Origin of the sequence: Pantoea sp. ACRSC, from assembly GCF_022346785.1 — a bacterium.
Taxonomy (GTDB): domain Bacteria; phylum Pseudomonadota; class Gammaproteobacteria; order Enterobacterales; family Enterobacteriaceae; genus Pantoea; species Pantoea alvi.
In genome coordinates, this window is the sequence record NZ_JAKRNN010000031.1 from 14,484 (window position 1) to 37,916 (window position 23,433).

A 23,433-nucleotide genomic window follows, 5' to 3' on the forward strand; every position below is an offset into this window, starting at 1 on the left:
GTCGCCGAGGGACAATGCCTGACCCGGTGAGCATAGCATCCGTGCAGAAGCTGGCAGCCTTTATCGACCTCTGCGTGCGACATCCCGTACGCCGGTTCCGCCAGGATCCAGGGAAGCTGACTGGAGAATAGCTGCGTTGAGAAGGCTTCAGCTCATCACCCGAGCCTTTATACTTCCAGCTCGACTTTCACCCAGCCCGGCTCACGCTTGTCGAACGCCTCATAAGCCTTAATCACATTCTCAACAGGTTCGACATTGGTCAGCACCTTCGCCGGATCGATGGCGCCGGTGCGCGTCAGCTCCAGCAGGTAGGGGATATGCGTATGGTGGTTACAGTTGCCCATCTTGATAGTGAGATTTTTGTTCATCGCCTTGCCGATGGGGAACGTCTCGGCGGTGGGGGGATAGACGCCGATAATGCTTAGCCGACCGGCTTTCTTCACTGCGGCAATCGCCCATTCCAGCGCCTGCGTCGGGGCATCGCCGGGGATCCAGTTCCCGTGCTGCGGATGGGTTTCCGGCGCAACCTCTTCTACCTCCTGAGCGAATTTATCCGCTTTCTTCTCCGCCTCTTCGCTGGCCGGGCCATGGTGAGCATGCTGGCTGTCAACACCCACGGCGTCGATGGCGCAGTCCGCACCGGTGCCGCCGGTCAGCGTTTTAACTATCTCAACCGGATCTTCCTGCTCGAAATTAATCGGGAATGCGCCCTGACGACGCGCCATTGCCAGCCGATCCTCATGGCAGTCCACGGCAATCACCCGCGCCGCGCCCATCAGCAGTGCGCTGGCAATAGCGAACTGGCCGACTGGGCCACAGCCAAACACAACGACAATATCCCCACGCGTAATATCAGCCAGCTCGGCGCCGAACCAGGCGGTGGGGAAAATATCGCTGATTAAAATGGCCTGCTCGTCCGTTACGCCGTCGGGAATTTTAACCAGCGTATTGGCGGCGTAGGGAATCCGCGCTTTTTCTGCCTGCAAACCGTTCACCGGGCCGGTAGCTTTGGGGCCGCCAAAAAAGCAGGTGCCCGCTTCAGGCCCATTGGGATTCGCATTGTCGCACTGCGCGGTATGTCCGGCGCGACAGGGTGGACAGACGCCGCAGGATACCGTAGAGCAGACCACCACCCGATCCCCAGGGCTGAAGTTACGCACCTTATCCCCGACCTGCTCCACAATGCCAACGGCCTCATGCCCAAGGATGGTGCCGGGCTGCATATCGCTAAAGGTGCCGCGAATAAAATGCAGATCCGTGCCGCAAATCGCCGAGGCGGTAATACGAATGACGGCATCGCCAGGTTGCTCTATCTGTGGATCGGCAACGTTATCCAGCTGAATGTTTCCCACGCCGTGCCAGACCAGTGCTTTCATTATTCACCTCTACCGCTTAAATAGTGTTTGCTGGAAACCAGCCGGACTAAAAAGTATAGAAAGCGTCAGAAATCCTGCGCGCCAGATAAATAACCGCAGCGGTTAGCAATGTTTAACACTTTTTGCGAATTCTCCCGCAACATAACTTATGGCCATGATAATTAACGTTATTTACAGCATGGATTCAGGCAAGATGCGGCATTTTCAAACAAAATAATATTAATAAACGCAGCCGCCCAATGGCAGCTGTTTTAATTGTCGCTAAGCTGAAGACATAACTTTACATAACAAACAAAAGCACGCTGGCAAATGCCAATTGCAATGTCGAGAGCGAGGCGTTAAATGTCAGAGAAAACCTGTACCATTATTTATAATGGCGAACCCCTGGTAGGCGCCGTTAATCAGCCCTTGATCGACTTTCTTACCGAGCAGGGAAAAAAACTGCCTCACGTCTGTTATCACCCGGCGCTGCAGCCGCTGGAGAGCTGCGATGTCTGCTGGGTAGAAGCCAACGGCGAAAAGGTGCGTGGCTGTACGCTGCGCACCTTCCAGGGACTGGAAATCAACAGCGAAGGAGAGTGGCCACGCGCCGCGCAGCAGGAAGGGATGGATCGCATCCTGAATCGCCACGAGCTTTACTGCACGGTATGCGAGCACAATACCGGCGACTGCACGCTGCATAATACCGTCGCGGATATGCATATCCCGATTCAGTATTACCCCTATCAGCGCAAGCCCACCAGCAAGGATCACTCTAACCCCTTTTATACTTACGATCCCGACCAGTGCATTCTCTGCGGGCGCTGCGTTGAGGCGTGTCAGAACGTCGAGGTAAATGAGACGCTGAGCATCGACTACACCCAGGCGCATCCGCGCGTGCTGTGGGATGGCGGCACGCAGATTGCCGGATCGAGCTGCGTCAGCTGCGGCCACTGCGTCACGGTCTGTCCCTGCAACGCGCTGCTGGAGAAGACCATGCAGCCCGACGCCGGCCCCTTTACCGCTATGGATGAAGGGCTGAAGCGGCCGATGATCGACTTCGTTAAATCGCTGGAGAACAGTATCGGCATGGAGCCGATCACCGGCATTTCGCTGATCGACGATGCGCTGCGTCAGGCAGAGATTAAGCGCACCAAAACGGTCTGCACCTACTGCGGCGTGGGCTGCAGCTTTGAAATCTGGACGCGCGATCGTCATATCCTGAAGGTGCAGCCGGTCGCCGATGCGCCCGCTAACGGCATCTCCACCTGCGTCAAAGGCAAGTTCGGCTGGGATTTCGTCAACAGCCCGCAGCGCCTGACCACGCCGCTGATCCGCGAAAATGGCCGCTTCCGCCCCGCCAGCTGGGACGAGGCGCTGGATCGCGTGGCGCAGGGGCTGCGCGACGTGGCGCGGCAGCATGGCGGCGACGCTATCGGCTTTATCGGCTCCAGCAAGGCCAGCAATGAAGAGGCTTACCTGACACAGAAAATCGCCCGGCTGATTTTCGGCACCAATAACGTCGATAACTCCTCTCGCTACTGCCAGAACCCGGCAACTGAAGGACTGTTTCGCACCGTGGGCTACGGCGGCGACGCAGGCACCATTCGCGACCTGCAAAAAACCGATCTCATCATCACCGTCGGCAGTAATCTGGCGGAGAACCATCCGGTTATCGCCTCGCATATCAAGCAGAGCCACAAACACCGCGGGCAAAAGCTGCTGGTGGTCGATCCGCGCCGCCACGAAATGGCCGACCGCGCCGACCAGTTCCTGCGCATCAAGCCGGGCACCGATATGGTGTGGGCCTCGGCGATGGCGAAATATATGTTCGACCACGGCTATGCCGACGAGGCGTTCCTGGCAGAGCGCGTTAATCAGGTCGAGGAGTATCGCGCGTCGCTGGCGCCTTTTACCCTGGCGTTCGCCAGCGAGGTGACTGGCCTGAGCGTGGAAGCGCTGACGGCGGCGGCGGAGATGATCGGCCAGGCGGACAGCGTTTGCCTGCTGTGGGCGATGGGCATTACGCAGCATAGCCACGGCGCGGATACCAGCACGGCGCTCTCGAATCTGCTGCTGGTGACCGGCAACTACGGGCGTCCCGGCACCGGCGGCTATCCGATGCGCGGCCACAACAATGTACAGGGCGCGAGCGATTTCGGCTGCCTCAGCAACGTTTATCCCGGATATGAAAAAGTCTCTGACCCGGCAATACGCGAAAAATGGGCGCGCGCCTGGGGCGTGACGCCGGAGGCGCTCTCTGACCAGCCCGGCGCGGATAACTTTATGATGGTGCAGCACGCCCACGAAGGAAAACTGCGCGCCATGTATATCACCGGCGAAGAGACCGCCTTCTCCGACGCCGATTCCACCAAAGTGCATGAAGCCTTCAGCCGCCTCGACTTTATGGTAGTGCAGGATATTTTTATGAGCCGCACCGCCGAGTTCGCCGATGTGGTGCTGCCCGGTAGCCCGAGCGTGGAAAAAGAGGGCACCTTCGTCAACACCGAGCGCCGTATCCAGCACTTCTCCCCGGCGATGGATCCGCTGGGCGAGAGCCGCCCCGACTGGCAGATCTTTACCGATCTGGCCGCGCGCCTCGGCCATCACTGGAACTACCCCAATCCCGGCGCAATTATGGCGGAAGCCGCCAGCATTGCGGAGATCTTCGCAGGCGTCAGCTATGAGCGGCTGGTGGGCTGGCAGTCGCAAATCTGGCCGGTGACGCCGGACGGCGAGAGCACGCCGCTGCTCTATACCGATAAGTTCAAGTTCCCGGACGGCAAGGCGCGACTCTATCCGCTGAGCTGGCAGCCGCCGATGGAGGAGGCGGACGCGGAATACGATCTGATTCTGGATAACGGCCGTATGCTGGAGCACTTCCAGTCCACCAACCAGACCGGACAGGGGGGACGCATGATGTCGCTCTCGCCTAACTGGTTTGTGGAGATTTCCCCGCAGCTGGCGCAGGCGCGCGGTCTGCTGGAGGGGGAATGGGTCGCGCTGAAATCGCGGCGCGGCACGGTGGAAGTCCCGGTGGTAGTGACCGATCGCGTGGCGGGCAATGTGCTGTTTATCCCTATCCACCACGGCAAGCCAGGCGTTAACGGCCTCACCGGCGAACATCACGATCCCGATGTTAACACCCCGGCGTACAAGGAGATTGCCGTCAATATGACGAAACTGGCGCGTACGCCGCAGCCGAACCCGATTCCGCGCCATAATTTTCGCCACGGCCAGCGTACGCCGCTGGATCATCTGCCCATTGAGCAGAAGTGGCAGCAGGAAGGCTATGTCGAGCCGCCTGAACACGTTGAACACCCGGAGAAATTCTAATGGCAGAACGACTGTCCTATACCGTGCCGCCGACGCGCACCGAGAAAACCGCGCAGGAAGCGATGGATGAACTGGTGGAAAACCTGCATGAGCACGGCTTTCTGCGGCTGGCGAACGACGCCATCAAAGCCAATAACGATATCGGCAAAATTCTGGTTGCCGGCCTGAACCGGCCAGGCACGCAGAGCGCGCTGCAAAATATCTCGCTGATCCTGATGACGCTGAGCACCATCCCACCGGAGCGGCTTAACCATATTTTGCTGGCGCTGCGCGACGCGGCGATGGCGATGAAGCCCGCCAGCGACGCCACGCAGCAGGAGGGGAACGCCGCGCCCGGCATTCGCGGCGTGCTGCACCTGCTGAACGACGAGAAGCTATGGCAGGGACTGCGGCCGCTGTTCGCCGCGCTGGAGGCGTTTTCCGCAGGCATGCAGCGCGAGGAGGAGAAGCCGATTACCCGCTACAGCGGAAAGCCGAGCAATGAGTAATGCCGAATGGGTGCTGCTGCTGTCGCGTGGGCAGTTCGCCCTCACCATGGGGATGCATATTACCCTGGCCGCGCTGACGCTTGGCCTGTCGCCCTTTTTGCTCTGGTTCGAGGCGCGCTGGCTGTGGGGAAAGCAGCCGGGCGCGCGCGAAGCGCTGCACTTCTGGCTTAAGGTCTTTGCGCTGACGGTGGCGATCGGCGCGGTGTCCGGCGTGGTGATGGAGGTGCAGTTCGGCACCCACTGGTCCGGGCTGTCGCAAAAGGTTGGCGGCGTTATCGGCCCGCTGCTGTTCTATGAAGTGCTGGTGGCCTTTTTTCTTGAATCGGGACTGACCGGGGTGATGCTGTTCGGCATGGGCAAAATCAAGCCGGGCCTGCACTTTATCGTCACCTGCTTCGTCACGCTCGGCGCGCTGCTGAGCGCCTTCTGGATCCTCGCCGCTAACTCCTGGCTACAGACGCCCACCGGCTTTACGCGCGACGACAGCGGCCGGTTCCTGCCGGAGAGCTGGGCGATGGTGCTCTCCGCGCCGTCGTTTCCGTTTCGCTTTAGCCATATGCTGCTGGCTTCGCTGATCGCCGTGGCCTTTATGATCGCGGGCGTGGCGGCGCGCCGTCTGCTGCTGAATGTTCAGGAACAGGCGGCGCGGCGCATGCTGACGGCGGCGCTCTCGTTCACGCTGGTGGCGGTGCCGCTGCAGGTGGCGGTCGGCGATCTGCATGGGGAGAATACGCTGGCGCACCAGCCCGCCAAGCTGGCGGCGATTGAGGGCAGCTGGCATCCGCCTGCGGCGAACCGGGGAGAGCCGCTGCGGCTGTTCGCCTGGCCCGATCAGCAGGCGCAGCGTAACCGACTGGAGCTGGCGATCCCCGACATCGCCTCACTCTATTTGCGTCATAACCTCACCGGCCATATCAAAAGCCTGAGCGAGTTCGACGCGCAAAGCCTGCCGCCGGTGGCCCCGGTTTTTTTCGCCTTTCGCCTGATGGTGGGGCTGGGGATGGTCATGCTTATCGCCAGCCTGGTGGCGAACGTGCAGCACTGGCGCGGACGCCTGACCACGTCGCCTCGCCTGCTGCGCATGCTGGTATGGCTTTCGCCGGCGGGCTTTATCGCTATGCTGGCCGGCTGGCTGGTGACGGAAATCGGCCGCCAGCCCTGGACGGTCTACGGTATGCTGCGTACCGCCGACAGCATCTCCGCGCTGTCGCTTTCCACCACCGTGGCGATCCTGGTCGCTATCGTTGTGGTTTACGTCCTGAGCTTTGCGCTGGGCCTGCGCTATCTGCTGCGGCTGGTCTCCACGCCGCTGCAGCCTAAAGGTGACGTTGTCACACAAGAGATCAGGACATCCCCATGACGCTTGCTGATTTTTCGGCGCTGGCGCTGCTGCTGTCGATGCTGATTTATGTGCTGCTTGACGGCACCGATCTCGGCGTCGGCATGCTCTTTCCCTGGTTCCGTGAGGAGTCGCAGCGCAGGCGCATGGTTAACAGCATCCTGCCGATCTGGGACGCCAACGAGACCTGGCTGGTGCTGCTGGCGGGCGGGATGTTTGCGCTCTTTCCGCCGGTCTACAGCCTGCTGTTCAATACCCTCTGCGGCCCGGTGTTTGCCATGGTGCTGGCGCTGTTTCTGCGCGGGCTGGCGCTGGAGTATCGGGCGCAGGCGCAGGAGGGCTTTCGCCACTGGCTGGATCGGCTGATGTGCGCCAGCTCGGCGCTGGCGGCGTTTCTGCAGGGCTGGTGCGCGGGCGTGGTCTTCAGCGCAGAGCCGCAGCGCGGGCTGGAAATCGGCTTCTCGCTGACGCCGCTGCTGTGCGGGCTGGGGCTGATGGTGATCTACTTACTGCTGGGCTGCTGCTGGATCCGCTGGCGTATCGGTGCAGATGTCGAAGAGCGTGCCAGCACGCTCGCCTGGCTATGCTGGGTGCTTTCGCTGGTGCTGTTTCTGTCGGTGCTGCTGCTGAATCGCGATATCTGGATGACCGCCTGGCAGCGCTGGCCGGGCAAGATCGCTGTCGCGCTGATTTTTCTCTTCTGGCTGGCGCAGCTGCTGGCGCTGTGGCGCGGCCGGGCAACCTGGCAGCTGGCTTTGACGCTGGGGCTGATCTCAGCGGTATTTGTCGGCGTCGCCTGCGGTTTTTATCCCTGGCTTATTCCCTGGCAGCAGGATCTGCACCGCAGCGCGGCGCCGGCGGCGACGCAAAGCTTTGTGCTTATCGGCGCCGCCATCGTTATGCCGCTGACGCTGCTCTATCACAGCTGGGCGTTCTGGGTGTTTCGCGGCAGAGTGCGCTAAGCCTTACCGCTCTCCGCCTGCTGCTGACGCGCCAGGGTGCGTGCCAGCAGAGAGGAGTAGAGCGGTTTGCCGCCGAGAAACTGCGCCAGCAGCGTCGCGCCCAGCCCGGTGACGATCATCGGCAGTATCAGCTGATAGTTATCGGTCATCTCCAGCACCAGCACAATGCCGGTCAGCGGCGCGCGCACCGAGGCGGCAAGCAGCGCGCCCATACCGGCGATGGCGAAGGTGGCGGGCTGCAGATGGTAGAGCGGGAAAACGTCCGCCATCAGCACGCCGAAGGCGGTGCCCAGCACGGTGCCGAGCGCCAGCATCGGGGCGAAAATGCCGCCCGGCGCGCCAGAGCTGAAGCAGAGCAGCGTAGTGAACAGCCGCACCGCAAAGATCACCAGCAGCACGCCGAAGGTATAGTGGCCAGCGGTCGCCTGCGGAATCAGCTCAAACCCGCCGCCTGCGCCCGGCGCGAACCACAGCGCCAGCAGACCGCAGCCGCCGCCGAGCGCGCCGCCGGTCGCGACGACGCGCCACAGACGTCCGTTATAGAGACGGGCAAACGTATCCTGACAGAGAAAAATCAGCCGGTTAAGCAGCACGCCCACCATGCCGAACAGCATGCCCAACACCAGATAGAGCCACAGGGTTTCTACTGGCGCATCCGCCAGTTTGCCGACGGAGATCACCGGATGCGCGCCGTTGATCAGGCGGAACACAATGCTCGCCATAATCACGCCGGTAAAGACCGCCTTGATAGAGATAAGGTTGTAGCGAAACTGCGGCCGCATCTCTTCAACGATAAAGAGAATGCCCGCCAGCGGCGCGTTAAAAGCTGCCGCCAGCCCGGCCGCCGCGCCGGTCGCCAGCAGCGAATGGCGCGCTTCGTCGCTGCGGATGCGCAGCAGGTCAAGCACCATGCGGCCGATATTGCCGCCAAGCTGCACCGTCGGCCCCTCGCGGCCCAGCACCATGCCCGCGCCCAGCGTGCCCATACCGCCGAAGAATTTTACCGGGATAACGCGCCACCAGCGCACCGGGCGCAGCTCTTCCAGCGCGCCTTCGATTTCCGGGATGCCGGAACCTGCGGCTTCTGGCGCAAAACGCCGCACGAGAAAATAGCCCGCCATCGCCAGCAGGGCGGAGAGCACAAACGCCAGCGCGTAGAGGGTCCAGCCGCTGTGCAGCGCCGGATCGGCCAGCGACAGCCGCCAGTGCTGTACCCAGCGAACCGCGCTGGCGAAGGCGCTGCCCACCAGCCCAACAATGACGCCGACCAGCGCGGCGGAGATAAGCACCGCGACAGGGGTTTTATCGCGGTTAAGTAACGCCCGGAACATGCGGTTACGCGCCGGGATCGACTGAGGAACGTTTACTGAGGAGTGCGCTTCGTTATTCACTGTCATTCACTGCTGCAGAAAAGGAGAGCTAAAGTTTACTGCAATCGCCTTTTTCCGTCCTGCCCTGAGATCGGTTGATTGATAACCTGGCGCAGCAGGGAGCTACTCCGCTTCGGCCGTCTCCTCTATCATCTCTTCGCCCTGATTGTGAATATTGCCAACCTTTTTCGTCACCGGATGCCAGCGAAACACCTTCTCCGGCAGCGCCGCCTCGTCGGCGATCTGTTTTGCCCGTTCGGGGGAGGTCTCTTCGCTCAGCCACTCCTCGACGGCGTCGGCGCGCAGCACCAGCGGACGGCGATCGTGGATATCCACCATGCCCTTATTGCTCGCCGCCGTTACGATAACGAATCCCTCATGGCCGTGCTCTCTGTCGAAAGGCGCCTTGCCGATGGCGGCGAAAAACAGCGGCTCGCGCTGCTGATGGTAGATAAAATAGGGCTGCTTGCGGCTGCCCTCTTTTTTCCATTCGAACCAGCCGTCCGCGGGCACCACGGCGCGGCCATGATGCCACAGCGGCTTAAACATGCGTCCGGTGGGTGCGGTTTCACTGCGCGCGTTAATCAGCGGCTGTTTATTCCACCACTCAGGGCCATAGCCCCAGAAAACCGGGTCAAGATGCAGATGGTCGTCGCGCATGTTGAGCAACAGCACGCGGGTGCCCGGCGCGACGTTATAGCGCGCGACAGGTTCGGGATCGTAAATCAGCTCGTCATCTTCGATGCCGAGCGCGTCAAAGTAGTCGTTCCGGCTGCGATACTGCGCAAAGCGTCCACACATAGTTGTTACCTCCGCTGTTAAGCATAGCTTTCTCCCTGAATAAATTAGATTCATTACTAAAGCTTATCGGCTTACGTCCGTTAATAGTGACTGATTGCTATACGCCGCGCTGACGCCAGACGCCACGCGGGATGAGATACATTAGGGACGTTAACAAAGGAAAGGTCAGTGAACATCAAGACTTTTGCAGCAGGCACGCTTGCTATCGCCCTCCTTGCAGGATGCGCAGGAGGCAAGAAACCCACGGTAGTTAAAGGCTCAGGTGGAAGTAGCCTGGAAGTTTATACCTCTCTGGCGCAGCCCGATATGAACGGCAGCCACTATGCTGACGATCACCTGCGCGTTGTAGGGCCAGCCTCCACAGGCGTAGTAGCCGGTCTGACTGCGGTAGGTGCGCTGCTGGGCAGCGTCAGCGCCAGCTCCGATATGTTTGATAAAAAAGGGTATCGGGGCAGCAAGATAGACGCCCTGCCAGAACCCACCAGTCATTACTTCGCACCGAAGGCAGAAGCGAAAATCGCACGCTATTTAGATCAGAACGGCGGAAGTTATGCTTATCAGAACATACTCTTTATCGGCGCGTCACACTGGTCGCTGGTCTACACAGATTTATCCTCCGCTAACAGCAATTATGACCTTTCTTACCGCGTAATCTTCTATAAACGCCCGGAGGGCGGCACGCTGTTTAGCGCCTATACGGTTGCCAGCTGCGAGCCTGCGGCGAAAACCGCGCCGCTGGCTGAATGGCAGGCCAACAACTATCAGAAAGTGACCCAGGAGACAGAGAAGATGATGGATGCCTGTTTGCTGGAGCTTGAGAATCAGCTGCCACGACTGCTGAAAAAATCCTCCTGACGCGTCGTTCAGGATAAAAACGCTGCGCGCGCGTCAGCATTTTCAAAAAGCGGCGACGGCCTAATCTGCAGCCGCTTTTTTTATTAAGTTTCATTCCCGTAATAGTCAGAGAACGCGATTAAGTTTCACTTTCAGTAAAAGTATTGTGGCAAAACCAAACCGAACTCACAGAAAAAAGGGCGAATGTGAACCTATTTCTGGCCGGCGCTGATGTTTAAGCGCAGCGCGTCCATTCCAGCTTTAAATCTGTTTACGCTTTCCTTCCGCTATAACCGTAAAAACTGACTATCCTTCTAGTAAATAAATGACTTTAAGGAGGAAAGATGAAGTTTTTCTATTTTGTTTCGCTTATCGCCGCTGCAGGCTATCTGCTGGCTTTCTTGCCTAAACTCCGAACCAGACGTGAACCTGTCGCTTATTGGGGATGCTGGGCTTATCTGGCGGCGAACGCCATTTACTGGGCGATTTATGCGCTACGTTATTATTTCCATTTTTAACCGCAGAAATAATCTGCCGCAGGAGAAGAGATGTCTGAAAATAAACGTGACCTGATGCCTTACCTGCTTTATTACTGCCAGTCTCGCCTGCTGGTGGAAAATATTGATGGCCATGTGGTCGATATCGGCGGCGCGGAGCAGGTTGGCGGTAAGCTACGCTGGCAGCTCGACGGCAAAGAGGCGAAAGGCACAACGGAGAATGAGGCGGAGGAGATGCTGAATGATGTCGCCCGCCACCTGAGCTTTTTATTCGTCGACGGGCAGTTCACCAGCCTGCCCGACGTGCGTGGCGAATATGGCGACCGGCTCGATAACGCCCCGTCGCGCGAAATTTCGCTGTCGGAGCTTAACGACAGCGATGAAGATATCGTGCGCTAACCGCCGCCAGGCTGCCGCTGGCAGCCTGGACGACCGCATTAGCTGGCGGCGTGCTGCGACGCCATCCCCGGCACCAGAATAACCTTGCGGCAGTCATCCTTACGCTTCTCAAAGATCTCATAGCCGTGCGCTGCGTCTTCCAGCGACATATGGTGAGTAACGATCTCTTCCGGCGTCAGCAGCCCCTGTTCAATCAGCGACAGCAGGCGCGGCAGATAGGCCTGCACGTGCGTCTGTCCCATCTTAAAGGTCAGTCCTTTATCAAAGGCGTCGCCGAACATAAAGCCGTGGATAAAGCCGGCATAGACACCCGGCACGCTTACCACGCCGCCGCGGCGCACGGCGGCGATACACTGACGCAGCGCTTTACCGCTGCTGCCTTCCAGCTTCAGGTTGCTGAGCACCGTCTCGGTCAGGCTGCCTTTGGCTTCAAAGCCGACCGCGTCAATAACCGCGTCTACCCCGCGATTATTTTTTGTATGCTCGATGATCCAGGCGGCCGGATCGTCGATATCGTCAAAGTTGATCGGCGTGACGCCGTAACGCTGACGGGCAAACTCCAGCCGGTAATTATTATGGTCGATCATAAAAATCTGTTCCGCGCCCACCAGTCGCGCACAGGCGGCGCTCAGCAGCCCCACCGGCCCGGCGCCGAAAATCGCCACGCTGGAGCCTTTATCCAGAGCGGCGTTCTGCACCGCCTGCCAGGCGGTCGGTAAGATGTCAGAGAGAAACAGCACCTTATCGTCCGGCAGCGTCAGCGGCACCTTGAACGGGCCGACGTTGGCTTTCGGCACGCGCACATACTCCGCCTGCCCGCCGGGCACGCCACCGTAAAGGTTGCTGAAGCCAAACAGCGCCGCCGGCGGCGTAATATTCTTTTTATTCAGAATGGCACCGCGACCGCTGTTGGTGGTCTCGCAGGCGGCATACTGATGCAGATGGCAATAAAAGCAGTCGCCGCAGGCAATAACAAAGGGCACCACGACGCGATCGCCAACCGCAACGCTGGTAACGGCCGTACCCGCCTCAACCACCTCGCCCATAAATTCATGGCCGAAGATTTCGCCATGCTCGGTGCCAGGGATTTTGCCGCGATAGAGATGCAGATCAGAGCCGCAAATCGCCGTAGCCGTCACGCGCAAAATAATATCGTCTGGCTCCTGCAGGACGGGATCGGGAACGGTCTCAACGCGAACCCGATGCGGGCCATGATAGGTCAGTGCTCTCATATCAACATCCTTTCTTGATGAGTGTGCCGGTCGCCATGACGCAACACGGAAAGTCCACGCCCGCGGCGCGCTTTCCCGGCTTACGGGGCACGCCAGGCGAAGACGTCAGGGATGGTTTAAGCCTGGCCGCAGATACGGGTAAAGCAAGCGCGGCGGCTGTTGCGCAATCAGGCGAGACGGCAAATCCGTTAGTAAATCGCTTAAATAAAATACTGGATATAACACCAGTATCCTGTATACTTATTCAACAGCCCGAACGGCTGCGTAAGTTTGCATGAGGTGACGCTGATGATGTTCTCTACTGAAAATCTTTCTGCTCTCAACGCTTCTGTCCTGATGAGCAGCCGTGAAATCGCCCGACTGACCGGTATTACTCACGGCGAAGTAAAGCGCTTGATCAAAAGCCTGGAAACCGCGCAGCGGCTTTCGCAGCCGCTGACGATCAACCTTTACGAGCACGAAGGAGAGATGCGTCAGGAGTTCTGCCTGAACAAGCGCGACTCGTTGTTAGCCGTGGCGCGCCTGTCGCCGGGCTTTACCGCCGATCTGCTGGATAAATGGCAGGAGCGCGAGAAAGTGGCGCATCTGCCTGACTTTACTAATCCCGCCGAAGCCGCGCGCGCCTGGGCAGAGCAGTTCGAGCAGCGCCGCGCCGCCGAAGAGCAGCTGGCGCTTTCAGCCCCAAAGGCGGAATTTTTTGATCGCTTTGTCGAGGTTACGGATTCACTCGGCTTTCGTCAGCTGTGTAAAATGCTGAAGGTAAAAGAGCCGGAGTTTCGCCAGTTCCTGCTGGAGCGCAACATCATGTACCGCGATAAAGGCACCCTGACGCCGCAGCATCACCATATGCAGGCGGGTTACTTTACGCTGCGCTCGGGCGTGGGCGAAAACCAGCATGCGTTTTCGCAGGCGCGCTTTACCGCAAAAGGGGTGAAGTGGGTCGCCAGCCTGTGGGCGGGGCATATCGCGACGCAGACTAAAGGCGTTGCCGCCTGACACTGATCGCTGTGCGTTAAAAAACCGGTCGCTGACCGGTTTTTTTATGTCTGCCATTCAGCCCTTTCAAACTCAATTTACAGCTGCCTTGAAAGCGGCACCTTCCAGCGTTGTCGCTTCGCCGCGGCGCGCGAAGCGAAAAGCAGAAGCTGACGTGCAGGGCGTCGTTATCCCCTTCGCCGCACGCAGAGGAAGCGCCCGTTGAGGGCAGCGGCGGTGCATTGTGGCTTGCTGGCGGTAAAAGTGTGAGCTAGATCTTAAACCCTGGGTTTTATTCAGGACAGGGAGAGGTTTTATGCTCAAAGCACCTTTAGCGCTGCTGATGATGGCGGTTTCCGCCACGGCGGCCGAACTGCCGTCTTCTGATGTGCGGCCGTTACAGGTCGGCAATCTTACGATTCAGCAGGGCAAACCGGCCATTATCGTGTCGACCACCGGCGACGATGCGGACAGCGCCCTGAAGCTGGCGCGCCAGGCGGCCCAAACGCCGCAGGTGCAGATGGTGGAACTGCGCGTTGATAAGCTCAGCTTCGCTACCCACGTTGATAAGGTGGCGCAACTCGGGCGAGATATGCGCCGCGCGCTGCAGGGCAAACCGCTGCTGCTGACGCTGCGCACGCAAAACGAAGGCGGCAGCCTGTCGCCGGACGACGCCAGCTATATTGCGCTCTATCAGCAGTGGCTCGAGGCGGGCTGCGCCGATCTTATCGATATCGAAATGCGCATTGGCGCACAGGCGGTGGATCGCCTGGTGGCGCAGGCGCACCGTCATCAGATCGCGGTGATCCTCTCTTATCACGACTTCCAGTCGACGCCGGATAACGCCGATATGCTAGAGCGTCTGGCGTGGCAGGAGGCGCACGGCGCGGACATTCTGAAGATCGCGGTGATGCCGAAAACGCCACAGGATGTCAGCCGCCTGAGCGACGTTACCTGGCAGATGCGTCAGCGCAGCGACAGGCCGTTGCTTACCATGGCGATGGGCGGCCTGGGCGCGGTGACGCGCATGTCGGGCGAGGTGTTCGGCAGCAACCTGACGTTTGGCACCCTGGACGAGGCCTCCGCGCCGGGACAGCTTGAGGTGCAGGCGCTGGATCGGGCGATGAGCGCGCTGCACAAGGCGAATGCGTCATCAGGTTGAAACCTAACCACCGAGTCGGCTCTCAGCGTGGAGGCCGCGCAGTGCATGGCGACGCCCGAGCCTCAGCCGCCTTTTCCGGCAGCCGTCAGCGCGGATAAAAGCGGTCGCAAAATCCTTTGCTGGCGCCCAGCCGCGTTGAGAGGCGATAAGCGGTCTCCTGCATGATGCGGCCAACGTCTTTATCGATGCGATCCGGCGTGAGGCGAGATACGGGACCGGTGATCGCCAGCGCGGCGGTCAGGGCATCGCCCTCGCCAAAGACCGGCAGCGAAAAAGCGGCGATATGCGGGTCGCGCATGCCGGACGTATAGAGCGGCAGCGCAGGCGTCTGGTCAAACAGCGGCTCATGCAGACCCCAGTGGCGCAGCACCTGGCCAATAGCGGAGTTGTCCAGCGGCAGCGCGCTGCCCGCCAGTCGCGTTTCGCGCAGGCCCTCCGACGATTCGGCGCGGAACAGGCAGAGCCGTTGCCCCTCTTCGATAACGTACCAGGAGGCGCTTTCACCGGTGGAGGCCGCCAGCGCATGCAGCTCCGGCTGTACGATGCTTGCCAGATGAAAAGATTGTTCATAGAGCTTGCCGAGATAGAGCAGACGCGGCCCAAGCGAGTAGCTGCCGTTCTCACGCCGGATCACATAATGCATTCGCGCCAGCGAATTCATCAGGCGATAGACCGTGGTCTTGTGCTGACCAGAGGCCTGCGCCAGCGCGGTCAGCGTCAATGACTCCTCGCCCGGTTTAAAGCAGTCCAGCAGCGCCAGCGCTTTTTCGACGGCGACTACACCTTCATTTCCCATCCTGATCCTCCTGATTTTGGCGCGTCGGATTGTAACCTGGCATTTGCGATTTACATCGTGTTTACATCACAACGAAACCTTTAGCCGTCTCTGCCACGCTCTCACTGGCTATGGCTGTTGTATACAGTAAAACAACGGCAACGGCTATAGCCTCTTATCCTGTATCCTTTTTTAAAACGCAGCATCCGTGAAAACCGAGTGTGTGGCGGCCTGCCCTCTCCTGAGCAGGCGGCAGCAAAAGAGCGCTGGTATGGGGTGCGGGCAATAAAAAAGGCGCTTAACGCGCCTTTTTTTTTCTGTACCGACCGCTTATCGCGGCTGCGCTTCTGCCTCTACCCGCAGTTGAGATTTGCGTCCCATCACCAGGACAGCGATGCCGCCCGCCGCGCAGAGCAATGCCAGCGGCATCATCGCCAGGGTATGGCTGCCGGTGGACTGATTAATCATGCCATAGACGTTCACCATCAGCCCGCCGCCGATTAGATTGGCGACGGCGCCGATAGCTGCCAGTCCGGCCGCCGCGGTCGAAGAGGATAACCAGCCTGACGCCAGCGCCCAGAACGGCCCTTTCATCGAATAGGCACCGATCAGAACCAGCGAAAGGATCACCACGCTGCCCGTGAGCGACTGGCTGATAAAGGCGGAAAGCAGGCCGCCCGCAATCAGGAACAGGGTCACGGCGGTATGCCAGCGACGTTCGCCGGTGCGGTCAGAACTACGGCCCCAGACAATCATCAGCACCGATGCCAGGCCGTAAGGAATCGCGTTCACCAGCCCCGTGGTAAAGTTATCCAGCCCAAACGATTTCAACAGCTGCGGCGACCAGACGCTGAGCGTCGAACCAGCAGCGGAAGCGCCGGCGTAGATCAGCGCCATCACCCAGATATGCTTGTGACGCAGCAGCTGCCACAGAGAGATATGGCCAATGGCTTTGCGCTGCGCATTTTCCGCTGCCAGGGTCGATGAAAGCCAGTTGCGCTGTTCACTGGTAAGCCAGTTGGCGTTATCCGGGCGGTTGCTCAGTATAAAGAACGCCGCCACGCCCAGCAGCACGGCGGGAACGCCTTCGAGAATAAACAGCCAGTGCCAGCCGCGCATACCTAACCAGCCGTCCAGTGACAGGATCGCGCCGGAAATCGGCGATCCGATAAAGTTAGCGGCCGGGATCGCTACCATAAAGGTGGCGATAACGCGGGCGCGATACTTCGCCGGGATCCAGTAGGTCAGATAGAGTAGCACGCCGGGAAAAAAGCCGGCTTCTGCAGCGCCCAGCAGAAAGCGCAGCAGATAGAGCATTTCGCTGCTTTCGACAAAGGCGGTGCAGACCGATACGATGCCCCAGGTAATCATGATGCGGGAGATCCAGATCTTTGCGCCGACCTTTTGCATCGCCAGGTTGCTCGGCACTTCAAACAGGAAATAGCCGACAAAAAACAGGCTGCTCGCCAGACCAAAAACCGCTTTCGACAGCCCCAGATCCTCATTCATTTGCAGCGATGCCATGCCGATATTGCCCCGGTCAATGATCGCAATCAGATAACAGACGATCAAAAAGGGCAGAATACGCCAGACGACGCGCCTGACGGTCTCCCTTTCCAGCTCTGAGGGCGCAGTTGAAGCGTGCATCTTTTCAGACATGATGTACCTCTTAACAGAAGTCGTCCCCGGCAAAGCGCGCCTTGCGGGAGTAGGGTTGTTTTACTGTGTAAAACTGTTGTGTGCAGAGTACAACTCATTATCTCTGTATGGCGTGATATCTGTAGAGAGATGTTGCAAGGTTGAGGGAGATGTCACAAAAACTTAACGCGATAATGGCGGTTATGTGATGGCATTAAAACTCTATGCGCCCGGTAAAGCTCCCGCGCCGGACTGACCCGGTTTTTAATCGCCTGGCTAACTCGGTTGCCGACGATGTCTGAGGCATCGATCGCCCGTTCAGGAGGCGAGAGGGGAAATCATGCGCGACTATCAGCGGTAAGTGCTTGCGAATTGCCTGGGGGAAAAGCGTGCGTCAGGGCGGAGTGGCTTATAAAGCCGACAAGGAATAGCCGCCGTCTGCCAGGGCAGAAATCAAAGCAGGGGGCAGCTACAGCTGGCTGGATCAAACAGACAGAGCGTCTGTTTGTACTGGGGCAGTTAAAAGGGCTGGCCGCTGGAGAGTCGGGGAGGCTAACCCGAGCCGTCGCGGCCGGACTTCACGGCTTTAGCTCTGGGTCATCTGGCGAAACCGCGCCGCCTTGGCCCGATTGCCGCAAAGCGCCATGCTGCACCAGCGGCGGCGATGCGCTTTGGTGCGGTCGTAAAACCACAGCGTACAGTCGGGATGTTCGCACTCGCGCACCAGCGAGAAATCACCGTTAACCAGCAGGTCGGCAGCCTGCTCCGCCACGGGGGCAAGCTGCTGCTCCGGCGTGGCCGCGGCGTAGAGGCGTCGATACTCAGGCTGACCGTCGAAGTTAAGCGCCAGCTCCAGATAGCTGGAGGCGCTGCGCAGGAAGCGATTAAGCTGCTCCGGCTGCCACTCCTCTTCGCGCTTTCTCCGCTGTACTGCATGCAGAATAATGGCGCGCAGCTCACGCGCTGCCGTCAGCAGACCGCCAGCGCGCGCTTCTCTCTCTGCCGCGCCTGAGCCGCATCCCGCCGCCTCAAGCCAGCGCGCCACATCCTCATCGCGCTGAAAAAAGTCATGCGGCTCGCCGTCTACCTGCGCCACGGTGTTCAAAAAATCCAGCGCCATATGGTCGCCAATCTGCAGCGGGGCCGCTGCCGCGCTTCTGCTCTCTCTCGCTTTCATGGGATCCGCTCTGTCTGATAACCCTTAAAGATTACGTTAACCGGTTATCTGTCGCAACCCAGGTACGCTAAAAATAACCGCTAAAAATAACTTTTAAAGGTTTTGATTGTGTGCCAGGGTAAAAATGAAACCAGTAAAACGAACTTTTAACAGTTATTAGCGAGGCCGATATGAACAGCAACACCGACTATCCTGTGCACTATCGCTACGTCGACGCCGACGGCGTGCGCCTGTTCTACCGCGAGGCAGGCAACCCTGAGCTGCCCACGCTGCTGCTGCTGCATGGCTATCCCAGCTCGTCGCATCAGTTTCGCCAGCTGATCCCCTTGCTGAGCGACAAATTCCATCTGGTCGCGCCCGATCTGCCGGGCTTTGGCTTTACCGAGGTGCCAGCGGCGCGTCATTACGTCTACAGCTTCGACGCGCTGGGCGAAACGCTGGTCGCGTTTGTCGATGCGTTGGGGCTGGAGCGCTACGCGCTTTATGTCTTCGACTATGGCGCGCCGAGCGGGCTACGGCTGGCGCTGGCTTATCCCGACAGGGTCACTGGCCTGGTTTCGCAAAACGGCAATGCCTACCTGGAGGGACTGGGCGACGCATGGGCGCCGATTCGCCGCTACTGGGCGCAGCCGACCGCGGAAAACCGTCAGATCGTGCATGACAAGGTGCTTAACCTGGCGGGCACCCGCTGGCAATATCTGCATGGCGTCAGCGATGAGACGCTGGTGGCACCGGAAGGGTATATGCTCGATACGCTCTTGATGGAGAGACCCGGCAACAAAGAGATTCAGCTGGATCTTTTTCTGGACTACGCCAGCAACCTGGCACGCTATCCGGCCTTTCAGCAGTTCTTTCGCGAAAAACAGCTGCCGACGCTGGTCATCTGGGGCAAGCACGATCCCTTCTTTATTCCGCCGGGCGCGCAGGCTTACCTGCGGGATAACCCCAACGCACAGGTCGAACTGCTGGATACGGGCCATTTCGCGCTGGAAACCCATGCGGCTACTGTGGCGCAGCGCATCAGGCAGCTGCTCGGCGGCGAAGTGGTTTAGATGGCGGATTTGCCGGGATAGCGTATGGTTAAACTTTGGTCACACGGTTTTGGTGAATCATCAGGGGGGAAATATGGATTACGCTATCGCCAGCAATCTCGATGAGCTGAATGAACTGCTCAGCAGCGGGCAACATAAATCAGTGGTTATCGGCTACGAGCTTTCCGCCGATGAGTTTTTCGGCATTGCGATGTACTGGGGCGATCGCGGCGCGAAAATCAAACGCGTCGACGGGAGTTTTCTGGTGAAGCTGGGGAAAAATGCGATTCCGCCGAACGACGAGATTTGACCGCCGCCAGAGGATAACAGGCGGGCCGCGCGCAAGGCGGCCCGCCTGAAAGCGCTACTGAATTTCTGGCCAGGCGACGGCCGGAATACCGTTCAGCTGCGGTCGGGCGAACAGATACCCCTGGAAATTGCTGATGCCTGCCGCCTCCAGCCACATCCACTCTTCCGGCTTTTCGACCCCTTCGGCGATAACGCTGATCTCCAGCGAGGAGCAGCATTTCAGGATCGCATGCACGATCGCCTGTTTCGGCCCGCTTTTGTGGACGTCGGTAATCAGGTTGCGGTCGATTTTGATTTTGTCCGGCTGAAAGCGCGACAGCAGCGACAGCCCGGCAAACCCAGCGCCGAAATCATCCAGCGCAATACTGATGCCCGCCGCGCGCAGCTGTTTAACCGCGATGGTGAACTCATCAAGGCGTGAGATCACCTCGTTTTCCGTCACCTCTACCACTACCTGCTCTGGCACCAGACCGTTCTGCCTGATCTGATCCAGTAATATCTCTACCGCATTGGGTACCACCACCAGCGACATCGGCAGCAGGTTGACCGATAACGTCTGGCCCTGAATATCGAGCTTTTTCGCCAGCGCGAAGGCGATCCCTTTCGATTTGATGTCGGCGGTATAGATGTCGTCGCCGGAGAACTGCGCGAAATAGTCCCCTGGCGCGCTGCCATCCGGCGTGCGGATCAGCGCCTCCAGCGAGACGATTCGCTGCATCAGCGGATCGATAATCGGCTGGAAGGCGAAGCTGCAGTCAGCGGCGTCCGGCGGCGCAATCGCCTTTTCCAGCGCTTCCTCTACCACAAATTGCAGGCTGTCGGTCGGCGGGATTTCGAAATAGTTGCCTTTTTCTCGCGCTTCGACAAAGGTGCGCAGGAACTGCAGGGCGCGGTCGTCGTAGGTAAGCTGATACTTTGAGGTGCCTTTATCCAGCACCGCCTGCAGCACCGTCTCTTTGTCATGTTTGCGCAGGTCGAACAGCTCCATGCCGACGTTGCCGAAGCGGCGCGACGGCGCGTAGTCGTACATTAACTCAACTAAATTATGATGACGTTTATCCGCGCAGATACGTTCGTAAATGGCGCAGACCGCAGCATCGGAACCCTCCAGAAGCTGGAAAAAATGGGTGCCGTCAAATAGCAAAATACCGGTAACGTCGTGGTTCTCATTAATTTGATTAGCATGTGTGGCCAAATTATCCAGCGTTTTTACAGGCACGTCGTCTGATAGATGGCTGCGATAAATAATGGTTGTCAGCATGGATAATTCCAGTCTTAGCTTTTGTGAGGCACACATTAACAGAGGTCGCGGCGGTATTGTCTAGCGGTTTTTTTGAGAAATAAAAAAAAGTTGGTGGAGCGAGGATTTTAAAAAAACCGGTGATAAACGACTGCCGCTCCGCTTAAATTTGTGCGCTGCCAGTTCCCGGCTATTTTTCTGCTAATAAAATAGATAAACTATTGAAAATACAATGTCTTACTTAGTAGGGGGAATGGCGAGAGCATTTGACGCTTAGCTTTATTAAAAGTTGCATTTCAAATATTATTTATCTATAACCTCAGCCAGCCTTTATGCGCGTCGGCGAACCTTAAATGAGCTTTGTCCGACATAAACCGCTTCGCTTAAAAAGAAGCGTTATCACCAGGTGAGCCACCTTTCCCCTTTAAGACAGGACGTTTTATGCCCCGCGAGTCAGATATCATTGAAAAAGCGCTATCTGTTGCCGCCTCTGTTTTTCTGGCGCTGGCGTTAGCTATCATTTATTTCGGCTGAGGGTCGCTTGCCGACTCCCGCTGCCAGTAAAGCGGGGAACCATATACCTCGACAAAGTAATCAATCACCGCTCGTACGTTGAGCGGCGGATGGCGCGTATTGGGATAGATGGCTGCGATTTGCTGCGGCACAGGATTGATCCCCGCCTCATACTCTTCCAGCAGCCTGACCAGTTTACCCGTGCGCAGATGATCGCCCGTGAGCCAGTCGGGAAAAAGCACCATTCCCATGCCGCCCAGCGCGGCGGTCAGCAGGGTTTCAGCATTGTTCGACGACAGCAGCGGCATAACCGGATAGTGGACCCAGGGCGCGCCGTCGCGCCGGAACAGCCAGCGGTTGGCGCCGGCGGAGCCGCGATAGACCAGGCAGTGATGTTCGCTCAGCGCATCCGGAGTGGCGATCGCCCCGTGCCTGGCGAGATAGTCGGGCGCGGCGGCCAGATAGTAGCGCTGGCTGCCCAGCACCCGCGCGTGAAAGGAGGAGTCGGTGAGCGGGCCGATGCGAAAAATAAGATCGGTGGCGGTGCGGTGCGGGTCGACGTAGTCGTCGGTCAGCGTCAGCTCGATTTCCAGCAGCGGGTAGCGCGCCGACAACCCCGCCAGCCAGGGCGCAATATGGCGCTGGCCGAAAAATACCGGCGCGTTAAGCCGCACCAGTCCTGACGGCTGAAGCGATCGCTCCTGCAAAGCCTGCCGCGCGTCGCTGAACTGGCTGTCGATGGCGCGGGCATAGTCGACAAACAGCCGGCCCGCCTCCGTGGGGATCACCGCACGCGTGTTGCGGTAGAAGAGCTGCTGACCTAGCGCATCTTCCAGCTGGAGAATGGTGCGCGACACCACGGAGGCGGAAACCCCTTCGCGCCGCGCCACCGCGGAGAAGTTTTGCGCATCGTACACGCTCAGGAAAAAGCGCAGCGCGCGCAGATCTATCGAGCCGGTGTTATCCATTAATGCCATTCCTGCAAAGGTGTTTGCCACACTATAGCGTTTTTCATCTTAATCGACTTCATTATGCTGTTCCGCTTCGATTTAAAGGACGCGGTTATGCAACTCATTTTTATATTTCTGGTTATCGCTGGCGGCATGGGGCTGTCGGTAGAGGCGGGGCTGCTTGGGCCGCTGGGCCAGCAGGTTGGGGATCTCTGGGCGACGCTAAGCATTTTCGGCGTTGGCGCGGCGCTCACCTTTTTGCTGATGCTCTTTTTCAGCCCGCGCAACAGCCCCTCGTTTTTCGCACAGCCGGGCTGGCAGCTGCTCGGGGGAATTTTAGGCCCTGGCTATGTGGTAATCCTGACGCTGGCGACGCCGGTCATCGGTATCGCCATGACGATGATCGGCATTCTCGCCGGTCAGGTATTCAAAAGCCTGGTGATTGACCACTTCGGCCTGTTGGGAACGCCGCATCGCAGAATCGATGGCAAACGCATTATTGCGCTGGTGTTTATTATTATCGCGTTGGCGCTGGTCGCCCGAGGTTAGTATGACGATTTTTATGATCTGTTTAGCGGTGCTGGGCGGCGCGCTGCTGAGTATTCAGGCGGCCATTAACGGGCAGCTTGGCGCCAGAGTGGGGGTATTCCGCTGCGCCTTTCTGACCTTTGCGCTGGGCGCGGTGGTGACTGCGCTCCTGATCTTCTTTTTTGAGCCGCCGCAGGCGCACAGCCTGATGGATGTGCCGAAGTGGCAGCTGCTGGGCGCGCTGTGCGGCGTTCCCTATATTGTGATTATGGTGCTGGCAGTGCAGCGCATCGGTACCGCCGTGGCCACCGTTGCGGTCATCTTCGGCCAGCTCGCCATGAGTATGCTGATTGATAACTTCGGCTGGTTAGGCAATGCGGCGATAGCCTTTTCGCCAGGGCGTCTGGCGGCGGTGGTCTGCCTCGGGATTGCGCTGTTTTTTATCTACAGCAGCAACCGGCCGAAAAAGCCGCGCGCCTGACCCGGATGCCTGCGCCCTGTGCGCAGGCATACGTGATTGCC

At 58.9% G+C, this 23,433-nt stretch carries 22 protein-coding genes; 13 read left to right on the forward strand and 9 right to left on the reverse strand.

All coding sequences use genetic code 11. The features are described 5' to 3' along the window. Nucleotides 1-167: 167 nt before the first annotated feature. The gene (locus tag MHZ97_RS20640; RefSeq protein WP_239315162.1) at nt 168-1,376 is read right to left on the reverse strand and encodes a zinc-dependent alcohol dehydrogenase; all 1,209 of its coding nucleotides are present in this window, start codon (nt 1,374-1,376) and stop codon (nt 168-170) included. A 342-nt stretch (nt 1,377-1,718) separates the two neighbouring features. On the opposite strand from MHZ97_RS20640, the gene fdhF reads away from it, so the two are divergent. Genes fdhF through MHZ97_RS20660 form a run of 4 tightly spaced genes read left to right on the forward strand, consistent with a single transcriptional unit; the run spans nt 1,719 to nt 7,480 of the window. Continuing rightward, complete coding sequence (fdhF, locus tag MHZ97_RS20645; protein ID WP_239315161.1) at nt 1,719-4,691, forward strand: formate dehydrogenase subunit alpha; 2,973 nt, start codon at nt 1,719-1,721, stop codon at nt 4,689-4,691. Next, nucleotides 4,691-5,179 carry a DUF1641 domain-containing protein gene (locus MHZ97_RS20650; protein WP_048782468.1) on the forward strand — a complete coding sequence of 163 codons (489 nt, stop codon included), beginning with the start codon at nt 4,691-4,693 and terminating at the stop codon, nt 5,177-5,179. Before fdhF ends, MHZ97_RS20650 begins: the two co-directional genes overlap by 1 nt. After that, nucleotides 5,172-6,539 carry a cytochrome ubiquinol oxidase subunit I gene (locus MHZ97_RS20655; protein ID WP_239315160.1) on the forward strand — a complete coding sequence of 456 codons (1,368 nt, stop codon included), beginning with the start codon at nt 5,172-5,174 and terminating at the stop codon, nt 6,537-6,539. Before MHZ97_RS20650 ends, MHZ97_RS20655 begins: the two co-directional genes overlap by 8 nt. Next, entirely contained in the window at nt 6,536-7,480 is a 945-nt protein-coding gene (locus MHZ97_RS20660) for a cytochrome d ubiquinol oxidase subunit II (protein ID WP_239315159.1), read from the forward strand. The genes MHZ97_RS20655 and MHZ97_RS20660 overlap by 4 nt, the downstream gene beginning before the upstream one ends. On the opposite strand, the gene clcA is transcribed toward MHZ97_RS20660, so the two are convergent. Next, on the reverse strand, nt 7,477-8,877 hold the full coding sequence (gene clcA, locus MHZ97_RS20665) for a H(+)/Cl(-) exchange transporter ClcA (RefSeq protein ID WP_103796429.1): 1,401 nt from the start codon (nt 8,875-8,877) through the stop codon (nt 7,477-7,479). The genes MHZ97_RS20660 and clcA overlap by 4 nt on opposite strands. Nucleotides 8,878-8,973: 96 nt before the next feature. Continuing rightward, a complete protein-coding gene (locus MHZ97_RS20670) occupies nt 8,974-9,651 on the reverse strand; it encodes an SOS response-associated peptidase family protein (protein ID WP_103796430.1) in 678 nt (225 codons plus the stop codon). Between the two features lie 168 nt (nt 9,652-9,819). On the opposite strand from MHZ97_RS20670, the gene MHZ97_RS20675 reads away from it, so the two are divergent. From MHZ97_RS20675 to MHZ97_RS20685, 3 genes are all read left to right on the forward strand, one after another. Beyond that, entirely contained in the window at nt 9,820-10,506 is a 687-nt protein-coding gene (locus MHZ97_RS20675; RefSeq protein WP_239315158.1) for a hypothetical protein, read from the forward strand. A gap of 323 nt (nt 10,507-10,829) precedes the next feature. Further along, nucleotides 10,830-11,003, forward strand: coding sequence for a hypothetical protein (locus tag MHZ97_RS20680; RefSeq protein ID WP_199187332.1), 174 nt, complete (start codon nt 10,830-10,832; stop codon nt 11,001-11,003). A gap of 30 nt (nt 11,004-11,033) precedes the next feature. Beyond that, nucleotides 11,034-11,381, forward strand: coding sequence for a hypothetical protein (locus tag MHZ97_RS20685; RefSeq protein WP_103796431.1), 348 nt, complete (start codon nt 11,034-11,036; stop codon nt 11,379-11,381). Nucleotides 11,382-11,419: 38 nt separating this feature from the next. Here MHZ97_RS20685 and MHZ97_RS20690 read toward each other — a convergent pair whose 3' ends face one another. Next, on the reverse strand, nt 11,420-12,613 hold the full coding sequence (locus MHZ97_RS20690) for a zinc-dependent alcohol dehydrogenase (RefSeq protein ID WP_103796432.1): 1,194 nt from the start codon (nt 12,611-12,613) through the stop codon (nt 11,420-11,422). Between the two features lie 288 nt (nt 12,614-12,901). Between MHZ97_RS20690 and MHZ97_RS20695 the strand changes: the two genes are divergently transcribed. Beyond that, nucleotides 12,902-13,609, forward strand: a complete 708-nt coding sequence (locus tag MHZ97_RS20695; RefSeq protein ID WP_199187333.1) for a phage antirepressor KilAC domain-containing protein — start codon at nt 12,902-12,904, stop codon at nt 13,607-13,609. 295 nt (nt 13,610-13,904) lie between these two features. Next, the gene (aroD, locus tag MHZ97_RS20700) at nt 13,905-14,750 is read left to right on the forward strand and encodes a type I 3-dehydroquinate dehydratase (RefSeq protein WP_239315157.1); all 846 of its coding nucleotides are present in this window, start codon (nt 13,905-13,907) and stop codon (nt 14,748-14,750) included. An 85-nt stretch (nt 14,751-14,835) separates the two neighbouring features. Here the strand turns inward: aroD and MHZ97_RS20705 are convergent, their stop codons facing one another. From MHZ97_RS20705 to MHZ97_RS20715, 3 genes are all read right to left on the reverse strand, one after another. Continuing rightward, complete coding sequence (locus tag MHZ97_RS20705) at nt 14,836-15,546, reverse strand: IclR family transcriptional regulator (protein ID WP_103796434.1); 711 nt, start codon at nt 15,544-15,546, stop codon at nt 14,836-14,838. Between the two features lie 309 nt (nt 15,547-15,855). Next, a complete protein-coding gene (locus MHZ97_RS20710; protein WP_239315156.1) occupies nt 15,856-17,184 on the reverse strand; it encodes an MFS transporter in 1,329 nt (442 codons plus the stop codon). Between the two features lie 565 nt (nt 17,185-17,749). Continuing rightward, nucleotides 17,750-18,340 (reverse strand): ABATE domain-containing protein, encoded by a 591-nt coding sequence (locus MHZ97_RS20715; protein ID WP_239315155.1) that lies wholly within the window; start codon nt 18,338-18,340, stop codon nt 17,750-17,752. A gap of 170 nt (nt 18,341-18,510) precedes the next feature. Here MHZ97_RS20715 and MHZ97_RS20720 point away from each other — a divergent pair, with 170 nt between their 5' ends. Both MHZ97_RS20720 and MHZ97_RS20725 read left to right on the forward strand, forming a co-directional pair. Beyond that, a complete protein-coding gene (locus MHZ97_RS20720; RefSeq protein WP_103796437.1) occupies nt 18,511-19,392 on the forward strand; it encodes an alpha/beta fold hydrolase in 882 nt (293 codons plus the stop codon). A gap of 73 nt (nt 19,393-19,465) precedes the next feature. Further along, nucleotides 19,466-19,681: a hypothetical protein gene (locus MHZ97_RS20725; protein ID WP_103796438.1), complete on the forward strand. Its 216-nt coding sequence runs from the start codon at nt 19,466-19,468 to the stop codon at nt 19,679-19,681. Between the two features lie 54 nt (nt 19,682-19,735). On the opposite strand, the gene MHZ97_RS20730 is transcribed toward MHZ97_RS20725, so the two are convergent. Both MHZ97_RS20730 and MHZ97_RS20735 read right to left on the reverse strand, forming a co-directional pair. Continuing rightward, entirely contained in the window at nt 19,736-20,941 is a 1,206-nt protein-coding gene (locus MHZ97_RS20730) for a diguanylate phosphodiesterase (protein WP_103796439.1), read from the reverse strand. Nucleotides 20,942-21,441: 500 nt separating this feature from the next. Next, nucleotides 21,442-22,401, reverse strand: a complete 960-nt coding sequence (locus MHZ97_RS20735; RefSeq protein WP_103796440.1) for a LysR family transcriptional regulator — start codon at nt 22,399-22,401, stop codon at nt 21,442-21,444. A gap of 96 nt (nt 22,402-22,497) precedes the next feature. Between MHZ97_RS20735 and MHZ97_RS20740 the strand changes: the two genes are divergently transcribed. Both MHZ97_RS20740 and MHZ97_RS20745 read left to right on the forward strand, forming a co-directional pair. Further along, the gene (locus MHZ97_RS20740; RefSeq protein ID WP_103796569.1) at nt 22,498-22,932 is read left to right on the forward strand and encodes a DMT family transporter; all 435 of its coding nucleotides are present in this window, start codon (nt 22,498-22,500) and stop codon (nt 22,930-22,932) included. 1 nt (nt 22,933) lies between these two features. Next, on the forward strand, nt 22,934-23,392 hold the full coding sequence (locus tag MHZ97_RS20745; protein ID WP_103796441.1) for a DMT family transporter: 459 nt from the start codon (nt 22,934-22,936) through the stop codon (nt 23,390-23,392). The last annotated feature ends 41 nt before the right edge of the window (nt 23,393-23,433 follow it).